General features: G+C 70.2%; 15 protein-coding genes. 8 read left to right on the top strand and 7 right to left on the bottom strand.

Annotated features, from left to right (window positions below):
• The first annotated feature begins 98 nt into the window (after window positions 1–98).
• Together FHT38_RS03420 and FHT38_RS03415 are read left to right on the top strand one after the other, a co-directional pair.
• Complete coding sequence (locus FHT38_RS03420) at window positions 99–497, top strand: DUF2946 domain-containing protein (protein WP_183489898.1); 399 nt, start codon at window positions 99–101, stop codon at window positions 495–497.
• A gap of 370 nt (window positions 498–867) precedes the next feature.
• On the top strand, window positions 868–3096 hold the full coding sequence (locus tag FHT38_RS03415) for a TonB-dependent receptor (protein WP_183489895.1): 2229 nt from the start codon (window positions 868–870) through the stop codon (window positions 3094–3096).
• On the opposite strand, the gene FHT38_RS03410 is transcribed toward FHT38_RS03415, so the two are convergent.
• Both FHT38_RS03410 and FHT38_RS03405 read right to left on the bottom strand, forming a co-directional pair.
• Window positions 3093–3392: a type II toxin-antitoxin system RelE/ParE family toxin gene (locus tag FHT38_RS03410; RefSeq protein ID WP_147239923.1), complete on the bottom strand. Its 300-nt coding sequence runs from the start codon at window positions 3390–3392 to the stop codon at window positions 3093–3095. The two genes, FHT38_RS03415 and FHT38_RS03410, sit on opposite strands and share 4 nt — an antisense overlap.
• Window positions 3389–3739, bottom strand: coding sequence for a hypothetical protein (locus FHT38_RS03405; protein WP_183489892.1), 351 nt, complete (start codon window positions 3737–3739; stop codon window positions 3389–3391). The genes FHT38_RS03410 and FHT38_RS03405 overlap by 4 nt, the downstream gene beginning before the upstream one ends.
• 305 nt (window positions 3740–4044) lie before the next feature.
• Here FHT38_RS03405 and FHT38_RS03400 point away from each other — a divergent pair, with 305 nt between their 5' ends.
• Window positions 4045–6240, top strand: coding sequence for a prolyl oligopeptidase family protein (locus tag FHT38_RS03400; RefSeq protein WP_183489889.1), 2196 nt, complete (start codon window positions 4045–4047; stop codon window positions 6238–6240).
• A 439-nt stretch (window positions 6241–6679) separates the two neighbouring features.
• Here FHT38_RS03400 and FHT38_RS03395 read toward each other — a convergent pair whose 3' ends face one another.
• From FHT38_RS03395 to FHT38_RS03385, 3 genes are all read right to left on the bottom strand, one after another.
• Entirely contained in the window at window positions 6680–9112 is a 2433-nt protein-coding gene (locus FHT38_RS03395) for a membrane-bound PQQ-dependent dehydrogenase, glucose/quinate/shikimate family (protein ID WP_183489886.1), read from the bottom strand.
• Window positions 9113–9273: 161 nt separating this feature from the next.
• Window positions 9274–10605 carry an SAM-dependent methyltransferase gene (locus tag FHT38_RS03390; protein ID WP_183489883.1) on the bottom strand — a complete coding sequence of 444 codons (1332 nt, stop codon included), beginning with the start codon at window positions 10603–10605 and terminating at the stop codon, window positions 9274–9276.
• A 25-nt stretch (window positions 10606–10630) separates the two neighbouring features.
• A complete protein-coding gene (locus FHT38_RS03385) occupies window positions 10631–11617 on the bottom strand; it encodes a response regulator (RefSeq protein ID WP_183489881.1) in 987 nt (328 codons plus the stop codon).
• A 260-nt stretch (window positions 11618–11877) separates the two neighbouring features.
• Here FHT38_RS03385 and FHT38_RS03380 point away from each other — a divergent pair, with 260 nt between their 5' ends.
• Entirely contained in the window at window positions 11878–13302 is a 1425-nt protein-coding gene (locus FHT38_RS03380; protein WP_183489879.1) for a hypothetical protein, read from the top strand.
• A 69-nt stretch (window positions 13303–13371) separates the two neighbouring features.
• Here FHT38_RS03380 and argJ read toward each other — a convergent pair whose 3' ends face one another.
• The gene (argJ, locus tag FHT38_RS03375) at window positions 13372–14601 is read right to left on the bottom strand and encodes a bifunctional glutamate N-acetyltransferase/amino-acid acetyltransferase ArgJ (RefSeq protein WP_183489876.1); all 1230 of its coding nucleotides are present in this window, start codon (window positions 14599–14601) and stop codon (window positions 13372–13374) included.
• Between the two features lie 216 nt (window positions 14602–14817).
• Window positions 14818–17577 (bottom strand): preprotein translocase subunit SecA, encoded by a 2760-nt coding sequence (gene secA / locus FHT38_RS03370; protein ID WP_091721816.1) that lies wholly within the window; start codon window positions 17575–17577, stop codon window positions 14818–14820.
• Between the two features lie 255 nt (window positions 17578–17832).
• Between secA and FHT38_RS03365 the strand changes: the two genes are divergently transcribed.
• From FHT38_RS03365 to napA, 4 genes are all read left to right on the top strand, one after another.
• Window positions 17833–18168, top strand: a complete 336-nt coding sequence (locus FHT38_RS03365) for a hypothetical protein (protein ID WP_091721812.1) — start codon at window positions 17833–17835, stop codon at window positions 18166–18168.
• Between the two features lie 279 nt (window positions 18169–18447).
• Window positions 18448–18618, top strand: a complete 171-nt coding sequence (gene napE / locus FHT38_RS03360; protein ID WP_091721808.1) for a periplasmic nitrate reductase, NapE protein — start codon at window positions 18448–18450, stop codon at window positions 18616–18618.
• A gap of 95 nt (window positions 18619–18713) precedes the next feature.
• On the top strand, window positions 18714–18986 hold the full coding sequence (locus FHT38_RS03355; protein ID WP_255488592.1) for a chaperone NapD: 273 nt from the start codon (window positions 18714–18716) through the stop codon (window positions 18984–18986).
• The gene (gene napA, locus FHT38_RS03350) at window positions 18983–21478 is read left to right on the top strand and encodes a periplasmic nitrate reductase subunit alpha (protein WP_183489872.1); all 2496 of its coding nucleotides are present in this window, start codon (window positions 18983–18985) and stop codon (window positions 21476–21478) included. The genes FHT38_RS03355 and napA overlap by 4 nt, the downstream gene beginning before the upstream one ends.
• The last annotated feature ends 4 nt before the right edge of the window (window positions 21479–21482 follow it).

Here is a 21482-nt window from a genome sequence, read left to right as displayed (position 1 = left end):
CGCGAGCCGAAGGTGAGCAGAGCGAGTTGGCGCGTCCGCTCGGCTTCGCCGCCGGCCCCCGCCATGCACGCGCGCCCGGTCCTAGAATCCCCCGCGTCATGCGTCTGCGATTTCCCTCCGCTTCTGTCCGCTGGATGGCCGTTTTGGTCTTCTGGTTGGCGGCGGTATTGCCTGCCGCCTCGATGGCGGCGCAGGCGTTGAGCGGGGAGTTGGCGCCATGGACGCAGATTTGCCGATCCAGCCTGGTGGGCCCGCGGGCTGCCGAGTTGCGTGAGGGTTTGGCGGGAAGTGGTGTGGAGGATCAGGATCACGTGCTGTTCCAGCACTGTGCGTTCTGTCATTTGCATCAGGATGCGTTGCCGCTGCCGCCGGTGCCGGGTGGGTTGGCGCCGCGGGTTGAGTTGCGTGAGGGTTTGCCGGAGCGGTTCTTCAGCGCGGCGGTGACTGCGCATGTGTGGCGGAGGGCGCCGGCGAGGGCGCCGCCTTCGGTGGTTTGAGGCCGCTGCATCGGTGAGGTTCTGCAGCAAGGGGCACCGCGACGTGCGGGAGCTCCCACCCTCACCCCTCCCTCTCCCGCCCTGCGGGAGAGGGTGAAAAACGGGGAGCTGGGGGAGAGGCCCGACGGTGGGCCCTGCAGGCAACGGCTTTTCCGGTGCTCCTTCATTCCGTTGGAGTCCCTTCATGCAAAGACATTTCCGTGCGCGCCGCCTGCAAGTCGGCGTGCTTGCCCTGCTTGCGGGCGCCTGCGCCGCCACCGCCGCGGCAGACGACACTGCGCGTCGCACCGCGTCCCCCAGCACCGACCGTGTTGACGACGCCGAACCGAGGGCCAGGTCTCTCGGTGTCACCCTGGTTGACGACACTGGGGTGCGTGCCGCGTCCCTCGGCGTCGTCCGGGTCGACGGCTCCGCGCCGACTTCCCTCCCGAGCCGCATCCCCACGACGATGGAGGGCGTTTCGGGCGAGGACATCGCCCGCGACATCAACGCCACCGATGCCGAGGATGCGCTCAAGTACCTGCCCAGCCTGCTGGTGCGCAAGCGCTACATCGGCGACTACAACCACGCGGTGCTGTCCACGCGCGCCTCCGGCACGGGCAACAGCGCGCGATCGCTGGTCTATGCGGACGGCATCCTGCTGTCCAACCTGCTCGGCAATGGCGCCACCTTCGCGCCGCGCTGGGGGTTGGTGTCGCCCGAGGAAATCAGCCGCGTCGACGTGATGTACGGGCCGTTCTCGGCGGCGTATCCGGGCAACGCGGTGGGCGCGGTGGTCGACTACCAGACCCGCATGCCCACGCGCTTCGAAGCGCACGCGCGGGTTGGCTACAGCCATCAGCCCGATGGCCTGTACGGCGCGCGGCGGAGCTACGACGCGAAGCAGGCCAGCGCCTCGATCGGCAGCGCCGACGGCGCGTTTGCGTGGTGGCTGCACGCCGGTCGCACCGACAGCGAGGGCCAGCCGCAGACCTTCGCGACCCGGTCTGTGAGCAGCTCGGCCGCCAATCCGGCCGCCCCAACGGTGACAGGCGCAGTGCCAGGGCTGAACCGCACCAATCAGCCGTGGCTGCTGCTCGGCAGCGGCACGCAGTACGACACCGTCCAGGATCAGGCGAAGGTGAAGCTGGCCTACGAGCTGGCGCCGGGCCTGCGGGCGCTCTATGTCTTCGGGCTGTGGAGCAACCGGTCGGATGGCCGCTCGCGAAGCTTCCTGATTGACGCCAGCGGCCAGCCGGTCGACCACCGCTACGGTGGCGGCCTCACGCAGCCGGTCAACATCGACGGCCAGAGCTACACGCTGGCCGCGAGCGACTTCCCGCAGACACGGGATGAGCTCGAACACCGCATGCATGCGCTGTCGCTGAAGCGGCGCGTTAGCGACGGGCTCGGCTGGGAGCTGTCGGGCAGCGTCTACGACTACCTCGCCGATCGCTCGCGCGCCTATGCGCCGACGCAGAAGGCCAGCGACGGCGGCCGCCTCACCGACCAGGCCGGCACCGGGTGGAACACGCTGTCCGCCAAGCTGACCTGGACGCCGGCGGGCAGCGATCACGCGATCGACGCTGGCCTCTCGCAGGAGCGCTACCAGCTGCGCACGCGGGTGTCCCCGCTCAGCGACTGGCGCTGGGGGGCGGCGGGCGCGCAGACCTCGCGCTTCGAAGGCGACACGCGCGTGCGGGCCGTCTTCGCGCAGGATGCCTGGAGCTTCGCGCCGGACTGGACCGCGGTGCTGGGCCTGCGCGGCGAGCGCTGGCAGGCCTTCGACGGTCTCACGCAGGCCGCTGCCGATGCCACGCCGCATCGGCACGACGATCGCGCCCGCACCGCGTGGTCGCCGAAGGCGGCGCTGTCCTACGGCCTCTCCGAGCGCTGGGTGCTGAAGGCCAGCACCGGACGCGCGGTGCGCTTTCCCACGGTGAGCGAGTTGTTCCAGGGCGGCTTCGACCCGGCCGGCAACTTCATCAACAGCAACCCGCTGCTGAAGCCCGAGCGCAGCTGGACCAGCGAGCTCAGCGCCGAATGGACGGGCCGAGGACGCGACAGCCTGAGGATCACGCTGTTCCACGAGGACAGCCGGGATGCGCTCTATTCGCAGATCAATCCGGGCGTGAGCACCTCGACCAGCACGGTGCAGAACATCGCTCACGTGCGCACGCGCGGGGTGGAATTCAGCGGCACGGCGACGCTGCCCCAGCGGGTCACGCTGACAGGCAGTCTCACGTTCGCGGACTCGATCATCCTGGCCAACAGCGGCTACGCGGCGGTGCCCGGCGACACGATCGGCAAATGGCAGCCGCGCGTGCCGCGCTGGCGGGCGACGCTGCTGGCGCAATGGCAGGCGCGGGATGAGCTGAGCCTGAGCCTGGGGGCGCGCTACAGCGGCAAGCAGTTCAGCACCCTGGACAACAGCGACGTCAACGGCTTCGCCTACATGGCGGCGAGCAAGTACTTCACCGTCGATACGCGGGCCCAGTGGAAGATCGACCGCCAGTGGACGCTGGCCGCCGGCGTCGACAACCTCAACAACTACCGCTACTGGAACTTCCATCCGTATCCGGGACGGACCTTCCAGGTGGAAGCGAGGTGGGATTACTAGGTCAATCCCTCTGGCAGCTCGGCATCGGGCCAGTTCCGCGCCGCATGGATCACGCGTTGAATGATCAGGCGCGGCGGCGGCGACGCGTAGAGCACACGGTAATTGCGCCTGACCGCCAATACCCGCGTGTCCTTGAAGCGCGTGCGCGAGCCGATACCAGGCTGAAGGGCAAGCAACCTGAACTTGCGAAAGAACTCCTTTGCCATCTTCCTGGCGGCAAAGGGGTTGTCGCTCCCGATGCGGCTGAGGATCTCGACGAGATCCCGGTGCGCCGCGTGCGTGATGGCGGCGCTCAAGTTTCATTCGGAAGGTCGGATGACCTCTCCGCTCCGAAGTGCTCCTCGATCTCCCTTTCAACCTGCTCGAGAGGCAGATCATGTCCGAGCGCACTGGACCGACGTGCTTCCTGAACGAGCCGGTACTCGTGGGCCTCCCAGTTGTCCGGGTCAAAGAACTCCGGGCCGTTGACGAAGACGGCTTCCTCAATCAACCAGGACACGTGTTCGTCCAGCGTGAGGTTTGATTCCATAGCGCCTGCTTCCAGCTTGCGCTTCAACGCCGCATCGATGCGGATGGTCAAGGTGACGGTCTCGCGCACGGACATCGGCGGACTGAAATGGATGGGATCCAGGAGGGCATTCATTCTGCACCTGCACTTTCCAACAAGGAGGAGAAGAGCAGTCTGAGCGCGCTGGCGACAGCCCGGATTCAGCCAGCCGCCCAAAACGACTGGGACCAGTCAGCGCTCGCCGAAAGTCGACCACTTTGAGCCAGTCCCTCACGCCACAGCCCGGCGCGGTCGCCGCTCGCCGACGCCCTCCGAGCCCCTCGGTGTTTCCCCGCCCTGACCAAAGGCACCCCCGGGTGGGCCGGGCACAATGCCGGCCCACCGCCCCGCCCGGCCACGAGCCCCGCGGGGCGGCTCCCCGACTCTCAGGAGCACACCGCATGCATTCCCGTCTCACGCTGACCGCCGCGCTGGTGGTCGGACTCGGCGCCAGCGCGGCCGCCACCGCGCAACCCCCCGCGCCCGCCGCTGCCTCCGCCACCGCCTCGCAGGGCCTGAGCTACCCGGTCACCCGCAAGGTCGAGCAGACCGACAACTACCACGGCACCACCGTGGCCGATCCGTACCGCTGGCTCGAGGACGACAACAGCGCCGACACCAAGGCCTGGGTCCAGGCCGAGAACGCGGTCACCGACAAGTTCCTCGCCGCGATGCCGCAGCGCCTGCCCGCGCGCAAGCTCTACACCGACCTCTACAACTTCGAGAAGTTCGGCGTCCCCTACAAGGAAGGCGGCCGCTACTTCTGGACCCGCAACGACGGCCTGCAGCAGCAGGCGGTGCTCTACACCGCGCGCAGCCTGAAGGACACGCCGCAGGTCGCGCTCGATCCCAACACGCTGTCCAAGGACGGCACCGTCGCCCTGACCGGCGGCGCCGTGTCGCGCGACGGCAAGCTGATGGCCTACGGCACCGCCGGCGCCGGCTCCGACTGGCAGACCTGGAAGGTCCGCGACCTCGACACCGGCAAGGACCTGCCCGACACCATCGAGTGGGTCAAGTTCTCCAGCGCGTCCTGGACGCCCGACGGCAAGGGCTTCTTCTACTCGCGCTACGACGCGCCCAAGGCCGGCGCGGCCCTCACCGGCGCCAACTACTTCCAGAAGGTGTACTACCACCGCCTGGGCACGGCCCAGTCCGCCGACGTGCTGGTCGCCGAGAACCCGGCCGAGAAGGAATGGGGCTTCAACGTCGAGGTCACCGACGACGGCCGCCTCGCGCTCATCAATGTCTGGAAGGGCTCGGCCCGCAAGAACGGCCTGATGCTGCTGCCGCTGGACGGCCAGGGCGGCTACGCCGGCGCCAAGCCGGTCCCGCTGACGCTGAGCTTCGATGCGGAGTACAGCCCCGTCGTGCTCGACGGCCAGCGCCTGATCGTCAAGACCGACAAGGACGCGCCGCGCGGCCGCCTGATCGCGATCGACCTCGACAAGGACTGGACCGCCAAGGATCCCAAGACCTGGACCACGCTGGTGCCCGAGACCAAGGACGCGCTGACCGCCGCCAGCGGCGTCGGCGGCCACCTGGTGCTGAGCTACCTGCAGGATGCCTCGACGCTGGTGCGCGTGCATGCGCCCAGCGGCAAGCATGTCCGCGACCTGCAGCTGCCGGGCGTCGGCACCGCCGCCGGCTTCGGCGGCAAGTGGAACGATCCCGAGACCTTCTTCAGCTACACCAGCCTGACCACGCCGGGCGAGATCTGGCGCCTGGACGCGAAGACCGGCCGCGCCGAGCTCTTCAAGCGCACCCAGACCGCGTTCGACGCCAGCCAGTTCGAGAGCAAGCGCGTCTTCGTCACCAGCAAGGACGGCACGAAGCTGCCGATCTTCATCGCGCACCGCAAGGGCCTGAAGCTGGACGGCAGCAACCCGACGCTGCTCTACGGCTACGGCGGCTTCAACGTGCCGATGACGCCCGGCTACGGCGTCACCGCCGCGACCTGGATGAAGATGGGCGGCGTCTACGTGCTGGCCGTGCTGCGCGGCGGCGGCGAGTACGGCGCCGGCTGGCACGAGGCCGGCACCAAGCTCAAGAAGCAGAACGTCTTCGACGACTTCATCGCCGCCGGCGAGTACCTGGTCGCCAACAAGTACACCCAGCCGGCCAAGCTCGCCATCAACGGCGGCTCCAACGGCGGCCTGCTGGTGGGCGCGGTCGTGAACCAGCGTCCGGAGCTGTTCGGCGCGGCGGTGCCGCAGGTCGGCGTGATGGACATGCTGCGCTTCCACAAGTTCACCATCGGCTGGGCATGGACCTCGGACTACGGCAGCTCGGAGAACGCGGACGAGTTCAAGGCGCTGCTGGCCTATTCGCCGCTGCACACGATCAAGAGCGGCCCCGGCGTGCGCTACCCCGCGATCCTGGTCACCACCGGCGACCATGACGACCGCGTCGTGCCGGCCCACAGCTTCAAGTACACCGCGACGCTGCAGGCCGCCGAGACCGGCCCCGCGCCCAAGCTGATCCGCATCGAGACGCAGGCCGGCCATGGCGCCGGCAAGCCGACCTCCAAGATCATCGAGGAGCGCGCGGACATCCTGGCCTTCATCGCCAACACCTTCGGCATGGACGTCAAGTGAGCTGAGGACCTCCGCGTCCCGATCGGCGCCGGTGCGCGCGCCACGGCGCCGTGCCAGCGGAAATGGCGGTGAAATCCGGCCAGTTGTTTGGCCGGATTTGAGGCCTGTTCTTCGCGGCTCGCCGGCGCGCCCGGCGGCGATGATGCGAAGCATGAAGACACGCCGCACGCCCGCCTGCCCGCAGACCACGCTCCCGCGTCCCTGCTCGCATCCCTGCCCGGCCAGGCCCGCCCCGGCGCGGTCGCGACGCGACTGACGTCCTCCCCGATCCACGCGCCCAGGCCGCGGCCCCTCGCGGGTCGCCTCATGGCCGGCGCGCACGCGCTTCCGAATCGCCACGCCGCAGCGCCACGCCCTCGCAGTCAGGGTGTCCAGGCGGCGTCCCAGCGCTCTTGCCCGGCCCTTCTCACGAGGGGCCGGGCTTCTTTTCTTGCGGCGCTCAGCGCTTGTCCAGCGCGTAGGCGCGCACGTGGTCGCCAGGCTTGGTGCCCGTGGACCCATGCCCACCGGCGACCACCAGCAGGTACTGCCGCCCGTCCGCGCCGAGATAGGTCATCGGCGTGGCCTGGCCGCCGGCCGGCAGCCGGCTTTCCCACACCACGCGGCCGTCGTTGACGTCGTAGGCGCGGACGTAGTCGTCCATGCTGCCCGACAGGAAGGCCAGGCCGCCGGCGGTCATCAGCGGTCCGCCCAGGCTGGGCACGCCCAGCCGCAGCGGCAGGGGCAGCGGCGAAAGGTCGCGCACCGTGCCGTTGCGGTGGCGCCAGACGATGCGGCCCTCGTTCAGGTCGACACCGGCCACCGTGCCCCACGGCGGCGCCTGGCACGGCACGCCCAGCGGCGAGGTGAAGGGCTTCATCCGCGACGCGAAGGGCGCGCCGAAGTTCTCGTTCAGCGCCGGCAGCGAGCCGCTGGGCGGTCCCTCGTCCTGCACCAGCTGGGAGCTGTCGTCGCGGCGCGGCACCAGCTGCGAGGTGAAGGCCAGCACCGCCGGCGTCGTGAAGGCGATGCCGCGCACCGGATCGACGGCGATGCTGCCCCAGTTGAAGACGCCGAAGTTGCCGGGGTTGATCAGCGAGCCCTGCGTCGACGGCGGCGTGAAGCGGCCCTCATAACGCAGGCGGTGGAAGGCGATGCGGCACCAGAGCTGGTCGAACATCGTCACGCCCCACAGGTCGCGCTCGCGCAGCACCGGCGGGTTGAAGGAGATCGCCGAGACCGGCTGCGTCGGCGCGGTGAAGTCGCCCGCCGCGGCGCCCTGCGGCGCCGGCGTCTCGGTCACCGGAAACACCGGCCGGCCATCGCGGCGGTCGAGCACGAACAGCTCGCCCTGCTTGGTCGGCTGCACCAGCGCCGGCACCCGGGTGCCGCGCACCGTCAGGTCCACCAGCACCGGCTGCGCGGGCACGTCGTAATCCCACAGGTCGTGGTGGACCGTCTGGAAGACCCAGCGCAGTTTGCCGGTCGCCAGGTCGAGCGCCACCACCGAGGACGAATGCCGCTCCACCGCCGCCGAGCGCTTGCCGCCCCACTGGTCGGGCGGCTGGTTGCCCATCGGCAGGTAGACCAGGCCGAGGTCCTCGTCCACGCTGGCCACCGACCAGCTGTTGGGCGAGTTGGCCGTGTAGGTCTGTCCGGCCGGCAGCGGCGCGGTCGCGTCCGGGTTGGCCGAGTCCCAGTTCCAGACCAGCGCGCCGGTCTCGATGTCGTAGGCGCGGATCACGCCGGACTGTTCCTTGACCGACGCGTTGTCCAGCACCGTGCCGCCGACGATCACCAGCCGCCGCGTGACGACCACCGGCGAGGTCGAGTAGTACGCGCCCGGCTTGGCGTTGGGCATGCCGGCCCACAGGTCGACCGCGCCCTGCCGGCCGAAGGCGGGACAGGGCTTGCCGGAGGCGGGATCGAGCGCGATCAGGCGCGCGTCGGCCGTCGGCATGAAGAGCTTGGCCGCGCAGGCCGGTGCCTGCGCGCCGGCGGCGGCCATCGGATCGGGCGGCGGCTGGTAGGACAGGCCCCGGCAGGTCAGGTGCTGCAGCGCGAGTTCACCGCGCACCTGCGGATCGAAGCGCCAGAGCTCGCGGCCCGTCGTCGCGTCCAGCGCCAGCACCGTCTGGTGCGGGGTGCAGAGGAACAGCCGCTCGCCGACCTTGAGCGGCGTGACCTCGAAGGTGGTCTCCTTCGGGTCGCCGGGCCGGCCGCGGACATCGCCGGTGCGGAACTCCCAGGCGAGCTTGAGGTCGCCGACGTTGGCCGGCGTGATCTGCGCCAGCGGCGACCAGCGCTGGCCGAAGCCGGTGCGGCCGTAGGCATGCCATTCGCCGTCGGGCACAGCCGCGGCGCCCGACGCCGCCACGCCCGGGGGACGCGCCGCGCCGTTGGCCGGCATCGTGCCCTCCAGCGCGTGCAGGTCCCGCGTCCAGGACACGACGGCCACGACCACGAAGGCGCCCAGCGCCGCGGCCAGCACCAGCGCCGGCGGACTGCGCCACGCGACGCGCCGCGGATCGTCCACCGGCAGGTGGCGGCGCATCGTCGGCACCAGCGCCAGCAGCACCGCGCCGAGGACGAAGGGCACGCCCAGCCGCGCGCCCAGCGGCCACCAGTCCAGGCCCGCCTCCCACAGGCTCCATGCCAGCGTGGCGAGGAAGTAGAGCGCGTAGCCGAGCACCGCCTCGCGCAGCCGGCCCCACATCAGCGCGCCGATGAGGGCCCAGGCCAGGCCCGACAGCGCGTAGAACCAGCTGCCGCCGAGCGAAGCCAGCAGGCCGCCCGCGGCCAGCATGACGAATCCGAGGATCAGCAGCACCACGCCGAGGACGCGGGCGAGCCAGGGCACCGGGGCGGGAATGGGGGCGAGGACATTCGACATGTCGCCGGAACGGCAATCGACATGCCGATTGCCCACGCCCGCTGTGGACAAGTCGTGGGAAAAGCTGAGGCCGGCGCCTTCAAGCCCTTGATCCGCCAGGACCTTTCTTGCGCTGCCTCAATTTCAGGCAGCGCCTTGCCGCAGCGCCCCCCGGAGGAGCTTCACGCGCGGTTCACGCCGCCGTCGACCTCGAGCCGCCCTTCGACGCGCAGCAGCGTCTCCAGCGCCTGGCTGCGCAGGCCGTAGAAGCGCTTGATCTCGTCGAGCTGCGACAGCAGCTCCGCGCGCCGCGCCGGGGACGGGTCTTGCGGACGCTTGACCGCCAGCACCATCTTGTTCTTGCTGGTGTGCTCCAGCGCGATGAACTCGATGACCTGCGTGTCGTAGCCCATCAGCTCCAGCAGCAGCGCGCGCAGCGAGTCGGTGACCATCTCGGCCTCCTGGCCCAGGTGGATGCCGTGCTGCAGCAGCGGCCGCAGCGCGGCCGGCGTGTTCATCTGCGGCCGGATCTCCTTGTGGCAGCAGGGCGCGCACATGATGATCCGCGCGCCGCTGCGCAGGCCGAAGTGCATCGCGTGGTCGGTCGCGATGTCGCAGGCATGCAGCGCGACCATCACGTCCAGCGGCTGGTCGCCGCGCTCGCGCACGTCGCCGTGCTCGAAGCTCAGTCCCGCCAGCCCGTGCCGGGCCGCGGCCGCGTTGCCCAGCGCCACCATGTCCTGCTTGAGCTCCACGCCCTGCACCTGCGGCACCAGGCCCTGCGCGCGCAGCCAGTCGTGCATCGCGAAGGTCAGGTAGCCCTTGCCGGAACCGAAGTCGGCCACCCGCACCGGGCGGTCCGCGCTGGCCGGCGCGTCCAGGCCCGCCTTGCGGACCGCGGCGCCGAAGATCTCGATGAACTTGTTGATCTGCTTCCACTTGCGCGCCATCGCCGGCACCAGCGCGGCCTGGCCCTTGAGCTCGTGCGTGACGCCCAGGTCGCGCCAGAAGGGCTGCGCCATCGACAGCTCGCGCGGCTTGGCGCGGTCATGGCCGCCGGGCGCGATCGAAGCGCCCTCGCCGGCCGGGCCGTCGGGGCCGGCCGGGCCGCCCGCCTGCGGCGCGGCCTTCTTCCCCACCTGGAGCAGTGGCTTGCCCTTGCGGCTGAAGCGCAGCTGGACCTCCTCGCCGAGCGTGTCCAGGTGGGCCTGCTGGAAATCGCGGCCCAGCAGCTGCTCCAGCAGCGCCAGGCCTTCCTCCAGCGGATGGTTCTTGGTCACGTCCTTGGTCTTGTGCCGCCACAGGAAGCTGAGCGCGCGCTCGCCGCGCAGTTCGATGTCGCGCACCGTCAGGCGCTCGATCGAGGCGTCCTCGCCCTCATGGCGGCCCAGCAGCAGGCGCTGGAAGCGGCGCTCGGCCAGCGCGGTGCGCAGCAGGCGCAGGAAGCGCTGGCGCTCGTCGGGCACAGGCGTGTCGGGAACAGGGGAGCTGAACAGGGGATTTCCGGCGGACATGGGGCCGGATTGTCCCCTGTCCGGCTCAGGCCGGCCGGTCCAGGACCTGGCGGGCGCGCTCGAGCGCCTGCATCAGGTCGCTCACCGCCAGGCGGCGGCACAGCGCGTCGACCCGCGTCCCGTAGGCCGCCTCGCTCAGGCCCAGGGCCTCGGCCTGCTGCTCCGGGCGCGGGCGGCCCAGCAGCCCGAAGAGCAGTTCGGCGTCGGCCTGCGGCAGGTCCAGCGCCTTGGCCAGCGTCGCGATGCTGGCGGCCTCGTCGGCTTCGCGCAGGACCAGCAGCCAGTGGCCGTCGCCGATGACCTCGGGGTCGGCGGCCATCAGCGCGAAGCTCAGGCGCTGGCGCGGTGCGCCGGAGGGCGGCGCCACAGTGAGCGAGGACGGCGGCGCGCCGGCGCGCCGACGCAGCGCCTCGCGGTGCAGCCAGGCCAGCACCTCCGGCGGCAGGCGCGCATGGTCCGACCACGGCGGCGGGAAGTAGGCGCCCATCAAGGCCCGCGCCTGCGGCGTCTGCCAGGCGCAGTGGCCGTCACGCTCGCGCACCGTCATGCTGGCCGTCGGCCGGCGCGGCGCCGCCGTGCCCGTGCCGCGCGCCGGGCGCAGCAGGCGCTCGATCCGCATCAGCAGCTCGCTCATGCGCACTGGCTTGATCAGGCACTCGGCCGCCCCGGCGGCCAGCAGCGCGCCGATGCGCGGCGGGTCCTGCGGCCGGCTCAGCGTCAGCACCGGCGCCGGGCCCGCGGCCAGCCGCCGCAGCAGCTCCAGCGGGCCGTCGCCCGGCAGGTCGGGCAGGGTCATGTCCATGATCACCAGCGAGGGCCGCGCGCCCAGGCCGTCGACCGCCGCGATCGCATCCGCGGCGCGGAGCAGCTCGTAGCCGCTCTCCTCCAGCACGGCGGCCAGCGGCTGCACGCTCAGCGCCTGCACGACCAGCAGGCGGGTGCGGGCGTCGGCGCCAGTGCCAGTGCCAGTGCCAGTGCCAGTGCCAGTGCCAGTGCCTGCGCCATCACCCATGCCCGAGGAGCCAGGAGATCCGGTTCCCGTCCCGGAAGCGCTGGCATCGACGGCCTCTTCGGTGCGGGCGGGCGGCATGTCGGCGCGCGGCTGGGGGGGTCGAGGTGGCGGGAGCGGCAAGGACGGCATGCGTTCCACCATACAAATCCCATGCCCGCTTCTCAAGGGGACGGGACCGGGCCGAAGCCTCGAATTCCAGGGCCTTCGCCCCGGTCGCGCGGCGATCGGCCCGCAGGGGCTGACGCACAATGGCCGGCGCCATGGACGATACCCCCGCCTCGCCCGACGTCGACCCGACCGCCCCGCCGCCCGACGGCGGCGCGGTCGCGCCCGCCGCCACGCCCGCCCCCGCCGCGCCGGCCGCGCCGTGGGAAGGACCGTCGCCGGACGTCGTCGCCTGGCTGCTGGTGAACTGGCACAACAAACATCCGCTGGCGCGTCGCATCGGCATCGCGGACGTGCACACCGTCGGTGCCGTCGCCCTGCCCTTCATGGCGCAGGCGCTGCCCAAGGAACCGAGCCTCGAGGCCGCCACCGCGCCGCCCGAGGGCGCCGCCCCCGCGCCGGCGAAGCGACGCCTGCCGTGGCAGCGCAAGGCCGCCGCGAACGGGCCTCGGCCGGCGTGGGTCGATGAATTCATCCCGGGGCTGAAGACCTCGGCGGTGGCCGCGATGGCGCTGGACCACGGCTTCACCGCCGCGCCGGAGGAACTGCCGCTGCGGCGCGTCGAGATCGATGAACGCGCGCTGGCCGCCGACGCGAACCAGGCTGGTGCATGGCCGATGGAATTGGTGCTGCTGAGCGCCGCCTTCGATGCGGGGCCGGCGCGACGGCGGGTGCTCGTCGGCCGGCGCGACCGGGTGCTGGGTCGACGCGCGCTGGATCCGGCGCGGCTGGGCGTGGCTGCCAGCGTTGGCGCACTCGTGCTCATCGCCGCAGTTTGGGCGCTGTGGCCGTCGTCCAAGCCATCGGAGGAAGAGCGCGCCGCGCAGGCCGCGGCCGAGGCCGCGTCGGCGGCGTCCGCGGCCCTGGCGACGCAGGCGGCTTCCGCCGCGTCGGCATCGGCATCGGCATCGGCGCCGGCTGCCGCGGCGTCCGAGGCACCGACGGCCGCGAGCGCCGCTGCCTCGCAAGTCGCTCCCTCGGCCGACGCTTCGGCCGCCTCAGCCACTTCCGCCGCTGCGGCGTCTTCGGCCCCCGCAAGCGCCGCGACCACCGCCACGGCGCCGAGCGCACCCGCGATCCCGAGCATCCGCCCGACGCTGCAAAGCGGCGTGGAGCGGGCCCAGCGCGAGCAGGCGGCCGCCGCCACCGCGAAGGAGAGCCCGGCACCGGACACCGGCAAGCCGGCCGCCTCGTCGCCGGAGGCCGAGCGCCGGGTGAGCGTGGACGACGCCGGCCTGGGCAACCTGATGAAGCGCGACGCCGCGCCCGGCGGCAAGCTGGTGGCGCTGGTCGGTCAGCCGCAGAAGAACAAGGCCGATGCCGAGGCCCAGCTGGCGCGCATGCGCGAGATGATCGGCCAGACGCTGGGCGGCAACGCCGTGCCCAACGGCGAGGTCTTCCAGACCAAGGACGGCTGGCGCGCGGCCGTCTGGCCCTTCGGCAGCCGCGAGGAAGCGCAGCTCATCAACGCGACGCTGCTGGCGCGCGGCATGCGCGGCACGCGCGCCGTCGATTTCTGACGCGGCAGACGACAACGGCGGCCCTCGGGCCGCCGTTCGCGCGTCATGCACCGCCGTCGGCGGTCTCGATCAGGAGCGGTAGTCCGCGTTGATCGTCACGTACTCGTGGCTGAAGTCGCAGGTCCAGACCGTCGTCTCGGCCGGACCGCGGTTCAGGTGCACCCGCACCGTGATCTCGCTCTGCTTCATCACGCGCTGGCCGTCCTCTTCCTTGTACTCGGGCCGGCGGCCACCCTTGGTCACGACATGCACGTCGTCGAGGAACAGGTCGATCAGGCCCTGGTCGAGGTCGTCGATGCCGGCATAACCGACCGCCGCCAGGATGCGGCCCAGGTTGGGATCGCTGGCGAAGAACGCGGTCTTCACCAGCGGCGAGTGCGCGATCGCGTAGGCCGCCTTGCGGCATTCCTCTTCGGTCTTGCCGCCCTGCACCATCACCGAGATGAACTTGGTCGCGCCCTCGCCGTCGCGCACGATGGCCTGCGCCAGCTGCTGCGAGACCGCCACCACCGCGTCGCGCAGCGCGCGGCCTTCGGCGCTGGTCAGCGAGGTGATGCGATCGTGGCCGGCCTGGTGCGTGGCGATCAGCACGAACGAGTCGTTCGTCGAGGTGTCGCCATCGATGGTGATGCGGTTGAAGGACAGGTCGGCCGCTTCCTTGACCAGCGGCTGCAGCAGCTCCGGCGCGAGCACCGCGTCGGTGGCGACGAAGCCCAGCATCGTCGCCATGTTCGGGCGGATCATGCCGGCGCCCTTGGACACGCCGGAGATGGTGACCGTCCGGCCGCCGATCGTGAGCTGGCGCGAGCAGGCCTTGGGCAGCGTGTCCGTGGTCATGATGCCGGCGGCGGCCTCGCCCCAGTGGTCCGGCTTCAGCGCGGCGATCGCGGCCGGCAGGCCGGCGACGATGCGGTCCACCGGCAGCGTCTCCATGATCACGCCGGTCGAGAACGGCAGCACCTGCTTCGCGTCGAGCTTCAATTCGGCGGCGAGCGCGTCGCAGGTCTGGCGCGCGCGCGCCAGGCCGTCGGCGCCCGTGCCGGCGTTGGCATTGCCGGTGTTGATGACGATCGCGCGGATCGCCGCGCCCGACGCGAGGTGCTCGCGGCAGACCTGCACCGGCGCGGCGCAGAAGCGGTTGGCGGTGAAGACGCCGGCGACGCTGGCGCCCTCGTCGAGCGCGATCACCGTGAGGTCGCGGCGGTTGGCCTTGCGCACGCCGGCCATCGTGACGCCCAGGCGCACGCCGGGCACGGGCAGCAGGGTTTGCGGATCGGGAGCGGTCAGGTTGACGGGCATGGTGGACGGTCGTTGAGGGTCGGCGTCCGGACGCGGCGGTCCGGTGCGAGCGCGAGCGTCGGCGCCCGCGCGCGGGATTGTAGGAGGCTCGGCCCCTCACCCCCGCCCTCTCCCCGCAAGCGGGGCGAGGGAGTTTCTTTGCAGGACCGCGAGGAGGGCACCAAAACAAAACGGCGCCCGCGAGGGGCGCCGTTCATCAGCGGGAGCAAGACCGGATCAGGCCAGCTTGCCGTGGCAGCTCTTGAACTTCTTGCCGCTGCCGCACGGGCAGGGATCGTTGCGGCCGACATGGCCCCACTCGCTGGGCACGGCCTGCGTGCCGCCCGCCACCGGCGCCGCGTCCTGCGACACCGAGCCATCTTCGTTCGGATGGGTGTAGGTCACGTTGCTGACGTTCTCGGCGCGCTGCTCGATCGCGTCGGCGGCGGCGGTGGCCTCCTCCTGCGACTGGATGCGCACGTTCAGCAGCACGCGCGTCACTTCCAGCTTCACCGCGTCCAGCAGCTGCGAGAACAGCTCGAAGGCCTCGCGCTTGTATTCCTGCTTCGGGTTCTTCTGCGCGTAGCCGCGCAGGTGGATGCCCTGGCGCAGGTAGTCCAGCGACGCGAGGTGCTCGCGCCAGTGCTGGTCGATGCTCTGCAGCAGCACCATGCGCATGAAGGGCGTGAACTGCTCCAGGCCGACGCGGTCCAGCTTGTCCTGGAAGGCGGCGTCGCCGGCCTTGAGCACGGCGTTCAGCACATCCTCGTCGGTCAGCGTCTCGCTCTTCTTGAGCATCTCGCCCAGCGGCACCTCGAGCTTCCACTCGTCGCGCAGCACGCGCTCCAGCGCCACCAGGTCCCATTGCTCCTCGAGCGATTCCTCCGGCACGAAGCCGCGCACCACGTCGGTCAACGTGCCGGTGCGCAGATGCGAGATCTGCGCCAGCAGGTCCTCGGCCTCGAGGATCTCGTTGCGCTGCTGGTAGATGACCTTGCGCTGATCGTTCGACACGTCGTCGTACTCGAGCAGCTGCTTGCGGATGTCGAAGTTGCGAGCCTCGACCTTGCGCTGCGCGCTCTCGATCGAGCGCGTCACGATGCCGGCCTCGATCGCCTCGCCCTCGGGCATCTTCAGGCGGTCCATGATGGCGCGCACGCGGTCGCCCGCGAAGATGCGCATCAGCTGGTCGTCCAGCGACAGGTAGAAGCGCGACGAGCCCGGGTCGCCCTGGCGGCCCGAGCGGCCGCGCAGCTGGTTGTCGATGCGGCGGCTCTCGTGGCGCTCGGTGGAGATCACGCGCAGGCCGCCGGCGGCCTTGACCTGCTCGTGCAGTTGCTGCCATTCGGCCTTGAGCGCGGCGATCTTGGCCTGCTTCTCGGACTCGGACAGCGCCTCGTCGTTCTCGATCGCGACGACGTCCTTCTCGATGCTGCCGCCCAGCACGATGTCGGTGCCGCGGCCGGCCATGTTGGTCGCGATCGTGATCACGCCCGGACGGCCGGCCTGGGTGATGATGTCCGCCTCGCGGGCATGCTGCTTGGCGTTCAGCACCTGGTGAGGGAGCTTTGCCTTGGTCAGCAGCTCGGAGACCTTCTCGGAGTTCTCGATCGAGGTCGTGCCCACCAGCACCGGCTGGCCGCGCTCGTGGCAGTCGCGGATGTCCTGCGTGACGGCGTCGTACTTCTCCTTCGTGGTCTTGTAGACCAGGTCCAGCTCGTCGCGGCGCACCGTCGGGCGGTTCGGCGGGATCACCACGGTCTCCAGGCCGTAGATCTCCTGGAACTCGTAGGCCTCGGTGTCGGCCGTGCCGGTCATGCCGGACAGCTTGCCGTACATGCGGAAGTAGTTCTGGAAGGTCACCGAGGCCAGCGTCTGGTTCTCGGCCTGGATCTGCACGCCTTCCTTGGCTTCGACGGCCTGGTGCAGGCCATCGCTCCAGCGGCGGCCCGTCATCAGGCGGCCGGTGAACTCGTCGACGATCACGACCTCGCCGTTCTGCACGACGTAATGCGTGTCGCGGTGATACACGTGGTGCGCCCGCAGCGAGGCGTACAGGTGATGCATCAGCGTGATGTTGGCGGCGTCGTACAGCGACGCGCCTTCGGTCAGCAGCCCGGCCTGAGACAGCAGCCGCTCGGCGTTCTCGTGGCCGTCTTCCGTCAGGTAGATCTGGTGCGACTTCTCGTCGACGGTGAAGTCGCCCGGCTCGATCACGCCCTCGCCGGTGCGCGGGTCCAGCTCGCCGATCTGGCGCTTGAGCTGCGGCGCGACCGCGTTGATCGCGACGTAGAGCTGGGTGTGGTCCTCCGCCTGGCCGGAGATGATCAGCGGGGTGCGCGCCTCGTCGATCAGGATCGAGTCCACCTCGTCGACGATCGCGTAGGCCAGGCCGCGCTGCACGCGGTCGCGGACCTCGTAGACCATGTTGTCGCGCAAGTGGTCGAAGCCGTACTCGTTGTTGGTGCCGTAGGTGACGTCGGCGTTGTACGCGGCCTGCTTCTCGTCGCGCGGCAGGCCCGAGTAGTTGATGCCCACGGTCAGGCCGAGGAAGCGGTACAGGCGGCCCATCCACTCGGCGTCGCGCCGCGCGAGATAGTCGTTGACCGTCACGACGTGCACGCCCTTGCCGGTCAGCGCATTCAGGTAGACCGGCAGCGTGGCCATCAGGGTCTTGCCTTCGCCGGTGCGCATTTCAGCGATCTTGCCGGCGTTCAGGACCATGCCGCCGATCAGCTGCACGTCGAAGTGGCGCATCTTGAGGACGCGCTTGCTGCCCTCGCGGCAGACGGCGAAAGCCTCGGGCAGGATGTCGTCGACGGTCTCGCCCTTGGCGATGCGCTGCTTGAACTCCTCGGTCTTGGCGCGCAACTGGTCGTCGCTCAGGCCTTCGAACTGCGGTTCCAGCGCGTTGATCTGCTGGACGACCTTGCGGTAGGTCTTGAGCAGGCGCTCGTTCCGACTGCCGAAAATCTGGGTCAAAAGCTTGGGCAACATGCGGCTTCGTGAAGTTCTTTTGTGGGGCCCGGTCGACCGGGCTCGGACGCCCGCCGGACCGCCTCGTGGGCGGCCTCCGAGGGCAGTTCCGCGCGACCGGTGCAGTTGGGGACGCAAACCCCGGCCTGCAAGCGCCAGCGCGGAAAAAAACCGGCGGAGTTTAGCACCCGCCCCTCGCGCGCCCGGGCCGGCGGGCACGCGCGCCGTCCCGGTCCGGATGCGGGTTTTCCAGTGCCGGGACTACACTGCCAACCCATGCCGCCCCGCTACCTGCCACCCCGCGTCAAGCCCGAAGCGCCCGATCCGCTGGACTTCGGCCGGGCGATGTCGCAGCACGGCGTGCTGGCGCGGCTGGGGCAGCAGTTGGCGTTGTCGCAGCGGCACCTGGCCGCGGTGAGCGTGGCGCTGCCGGGCGCGATGAAGCGCTTCGTCCAGGCCGGCACGCTCGACGAGCAGGGCTGGACCCTGGTCGCCGACAACGCCGCCATCGCCGCCAAGTTGCGGCATCTGCAGCCGACGCTGCTGCGGCTGCTGCGCGAGGAAGGCCTGCTGCTCGAGGGCGAACTGCGCATCCGCGTGCGCCAGTCCTGAAGCGACGCGCCGGGCCTTTGACGGCGTCCGGCCCCTGCGTTGACAGTCGTCAACACGCGGCATGAGGCCACGGCGAAGAATCGCCGCCCATGTTCCCCGCAACACCTGCCCCCGTCGGGACGACCTGCGCGCGATGTCCCTGTGATCGGGGCCTTGGGCCGGTTACACGCGGGTTCTCGTTGACAGTCCGAGGAGGCCGCCGCTATAACCGGTTGGTCGCCCCGCGCACAAAACAGAAACCGCCAGGTTCAAGGGGCCGACCGCCAGGGAGAAGCCGTCATGCCATTGTTCCCTCCGACCGACGCCTCGCCGTCGACGCGCACCGAAGAGCTGCGCAGCTTCCTGTTCCTCGCTGTCGTGATGGCGCCGGTGCTGGCCGTCGTCACCGTCGCGGGTTATGGATTCACCGTCTGGGTCTATCAGATGTTCGCCGGCCCGCCCGGCGGGTAGCAACCGCCCCCCACCGCCGCCGCCGCGGCGTCTCCACGCGATCCCTCCGGCCACACGCCGCCGATCGCGGCCCTGAACCCCTTCCGAGGCATGCCATGCCCGCAGAGATGCACATCGCCAGCGTGGTGGTGCAGGTGTTGCCACGCCTGCTCGACGCCGCCGCCGCCGCGGTCGACCGGATGCCGTCGGCGCGACTCCACGGTCGCTCGGCCAGCGGCAAGCTGGTCGTGACGCTGGACGGCAATACCGCCGGCGAGATCCTGGACCAGGTCGGCGAGCTACAGGGCCTGCCCGGCGTGGTCAACGTCGCGCTGGTCTACCAGCACATCGAACCCGAGCCTTGCCTTCAAGAGGAACCCCGACCATGAGCACTCGCCGCGACTTCGTCCGACATTCCGCCGCCGTCGCCGCCGGCGCCGTGGCGGGCGTTCCCATCGAGGTCCTGGCCCAGGACGGCAACGCCTACGCGCAGGCCTCGAAGCTGACCTGGTCCAAGGCGCCGTGCCGATTCTGCGGCACCGGCTGCCACGTGCAGGTGGCGGTCAAGGACAACCGCGTCGTGGCGACCCAGGGCGACCCCGAGGCGGAGGTCAACCGCGGCCTGAACTGCGTCAAGGGCTACTTCCTGTCCAAGATCATGTACGGCGCGGACCGGCTCACCACGCCGCTGCTGCGGATGAAGGACGGCCAGTACGCCAAGGACGGCGAGTTCCAGCCGGTGAGCTGGGACCGCGCCTTCGATGTGATGGCCGAGCAGTTCAAGAAGACGCTCAAGGCCAAGGGACCGACGGCGGTGGGCATGTTCGGCTCGGGCCAGTGGACGGTCTGGGAGGGCTACGCCGCGTCCAAGCTGATGAAGGCGGGCTTCCGCAGCAACAACCTCGATCCCAACGCGCGCCACTGCATGGCCTCGGCGGTGACCGGCTTCATGCGGACCTTCGGCATGGACGAGCCCATGGGCTGCTACGACGACATCGAGAACGCCACCGTCTTCGTGCTGTGGGGCTCCAACATGGCCGAGATGCATCCGGTGCTGTGGACCCGCGTCACCGACCGGCGGCTCAGCGGCCCGGACGTGAAGGTCGCGGTGCTGTCGACCTTCGAGCACCGCTCCTGCGAGCTGGCCGACATCGAGCTGATCTTCAAGCCGCAGACCGACCTGGCGATCCTCAACTACATCGCCCATCACATCATCTCGACCAACCGCGTCAACAAGGAGTTCGTCGAGAAGCACGCCAACTTCAAGCTGGGCAATCCCGACATCGGCTACGGCCTGCGGCCGGAGCATCCGCTGCAGAAGGCCGCGAAGAATGCCGGCGACCCCAATGGCGCCAAGCCCATCACCTTCGACGAGTACGCGAAGTTCGTCAGCAAGTACGACCTCGACTACACCGCCGAACTGACCGGCGTGCCGAAGAACCGGCTCAAGGCGCTGGCCGAGCTGTACGCGGACCCCAAGACCAAGGTCACCTCGTTCTGGACCATGGGCTTCAACCAGCACACACGCGGCACCTGGGCCAACAACCTCATCTACAACATCCACCTGCTGACCGGCAAGATCTCGACGCCGGGCAACAGCCCGTTCTCGCTGACGGGACAGCCCTCGGCCTGCGGCACCGCGCGCGAGGTCGGCACCTTCGCCCACCGGCTGCCGGCGGACATGGTGGTGACCAATCCCAAGCACCGCGCGCACGCCGAGGAGATCTGGCGCCTGCCCGAGGGCACCATCCCGGCCAAGCCCGGCTATCACGCGGTCGAGCAGAACCGCAAACTCAAGGACGGCGCGCTCAACGCCTACTGGGTGATGGTCAACAACAACATGCAGGCCGGCGCCAACCTGATGCAGGAGACCTACCCGGGCTACCGCAATCCAGAGAACTTCATCGTCGTCTCCGACGTCTACCCGACGGTGACCGCCGTCGCCGCCGACCTGATCCTGCCCAGCGCGATGTGGGTCGAGAAGGAAGGCGCCTACGGCAACGCCGAGCGCCGCACCCATTTCTGGCACCAGCTGGTGAAGGCGCCGGGCGACGCGCGTTCCGACCTGTGGCAGTTGGTGGAGTTCTCCAAGCGCTTCAAGGTCGAGGAGGTCTGGCCGCAGGAACTGATCGACCAGAAACCCGGCCTGCGCGGCAAGACGCTGTATGACGTGCTCTACCGCAACGGCCATGTCGACAAGTTCCCGCTGGCGGACGTCGACAAGGCCTACGCCAACGACGAGGCGCAGGCCTTCGGCTTCTACCTGCAGAAGGGCCTCTTCGAGGAGTACGCCAGCTTCGGCCGCGGCCATGGGCACGACCTGGCCCCGTTCGACGAGTACCACAAGGCGCGCGGCATCCGCTGGCCGGTGGTCAACGGCAAGGAGACGCGCTGGCGCTACCGCGAGGGCGAGGATCCCTACGTCAAGGCCGGCACCGGCTGGCAGTTCTACGGCAACCCGGATGGCAAGGCCAACATCTTCGCCCTGCCCTACGAGCCGCCGCCCGAGTCCCCGGACAAGGACTATCCGTTCTGGCTCTCGACCGGACGGGTGCTCGAGCACTGGCATTCGGGCTCGATGACGCGCCGCGTGCCGGAACTGCATCGCGCGGTGCCCAACGCCTACTGCTACATGCATCCGGACGACGCCAAGGCGCTGGGCGTGCGGCGCGGCTCGCTGGTGGAGATCTCGTCGCGACGCGGGAAGATGCAGACCCGGGTCGAGACCCGCGGCCGCAATCGGCCGCCGCAGGGCCTGGTGTTCGTGCCCTGGTTCGACGCGAGCGAGCTGATCAACAAGGTGACCCTGGACGCGACCGATCCGATCTCGCTGCAGACGGATTACAAGAAGTGCGCGGTCAAGATCACCAAGGTCGCCTGAAGGA

The organism is Mitsuaria sp. BK041, assembly GCF_014193085.1.
In the GTDB taxonomy this organism is placed as follows: Bacteria; Pseudomonadota; Gammaproteobacteria; order Burkholderiales; family Burkholderiaceae_C; genus Roseateles.
The sequence above is the reverse complement of the archived record's forward strand: the minus strand, read 5'-3'. Positions and strand labels throughout refer to the sequence as shown.

Excerpts from the sequence above, each read along its gene's own strand:
- FHT38_RS03420 (WP_183489898.1), top strand. The coding sequence starts at position 99 with ATGCGTCTGCGATTTCCCTCCGCTTCTGTCCGCTGGATGGCCGTTTTG.
- FHT38_RS03405 (WP_183489892.1), bottom strand. The coding sequence starts at position 3,739 with ATGAATGCCCTCCTGGATCCCATCCATTTCAGTCCGCCGATGTCCGTG.
- FHT38_RS03400 (WP_183489889.1), top strand. The coding sequence starts at position 4,045 with ATGCATTCCCGTCTCACGCTGACCGCCGCGCTGGTGGTCGGACTCGGC.
- FHT38_RS03395 (WP_183489886.1), bottom strand. The coding sequence starts at position 9,112 with ATGTCGAATGTCCTCGCCCCCATTCCCGCCCCGGTGCCCTGGCTCGCC.
- FHT38_RS03390 (WP_183489883.1), bottom strand. The coding sequence starts at position 10,605 with ATGTCCGCCGGAAATCCCCTGTTCAGCTCCCCTGTTCCCGACACGCCT.
- FHT38_RS03385 (WP_183489881.1), bottom strand. The coding sequence starts at position 11,617 with ATGGGTGATGGCGCAGGCACTGGCACTGGCACTGGCACTGGCACTGGC.
- FHT38_RS03380 (WP_183489879.1), top strand. The coding sequence starts at position 11,878 with ATGGACGATACCCCCGCCTCGCCCGACGTCGACCCGACCGCCCCGCCG.
- argJ (WP_183489876.1), bottom strand. The coding sequence starts at position 14,601 with ATGCCCGTCAACCTGACCGCTCCCGATCCGCAAACCCTGCTGCCCGTG.
- secA (WP_091721816.1), bottom strand. The coding sequence starts at position 17,577 with ATGTTGCCCAAGCTTTTGACCCAGATTTTCGGCAGTCGGAACGAGCGC.
- FHT38_RS03365 (WP_091721812.1), top strand. The coding sequence starts at position 17,833 with ATGCCGCCCCGCTACCTGCCACCCCGCGTCAAGCCCGAAGCGCCCGAT.
- napE (WP_091721808.1), top strand. The coding sequence starts at position 18,448 with ATGCCATTGTTCCCTCCGACCGACGCCTCGCCGTCGACGCGCACCGAA.
- FHT38_RS03355 (WP_255488592.1), top strand. The coding sequence starts at position 18,714 with ATGCCCGCAGAGATGCACATCGCCAGCGTGGTGGTGCAGGTGTTGCCA.
- napA (WP_183489872.1), top strand. The coding sequence starts at position 18,983 with ATGAGCACTCGCCGCGACTTCGTCCGACATTCCGCCGCCGTCGCCGCC.